The 398-nt window shown below is 66.6% G+C and carries 1 protein-coding gene; it reads right to left on the reverse strand.

Translation table 11 applies throughout. From position 1 onward, the window contains the following. The coding region (locus WX88_RS30645) for an IS3 family transposase (protein WP_156176510.1) at positions 1-398 on the reverse strand (398 nt) is incomplete at both ends.

Raw genomic sequence — 398 nt, forward strand, 5'->3', positions numbered from 1 at the left:
GGTCAACACGTCGCTGGTGAAGTCGAGCGACCAACACCCATTGGCGGCTTCGGGCACCGCCAACGGCTGCTTGACGCGGGCGGGCAGCCGCTTTTTTAGCCGCCGGGGCAAGTGCAAGCCCATCGCCCGGTAAATGCGCCAGGTACGCTTGTGGTTGATAGGCAGGCCGTTTTTGCGCAGCCGGTGCTGTAATTTCCAAAAACCCCAGCCCGGGTGCCGCCCCGACAAGGTCCGCAGGGCTTCCTGCACCGGCTCGTCTTTTTCGCTCGCCGGCCGGGTGGCGTAACTGCCCCGGCACAGGCCCACCAGCGCACACGCCCGCCGCTGGCTCCAGCCCTTCACTACTAAGCCCTGCGCTGCCTGGCGCCGCGCCGCAGGGCGGGCTACTTTTTTCGCAA

It is taken from the genome of Hymenobacter terrenus, from assembly GCF_000972495.1.
GTDB lineage: Bacteria > Bacteroidota > Bacteroidia > Cytophagales > Hymenobacteraceae > Hymenobacter > Hymenobacter terrenus.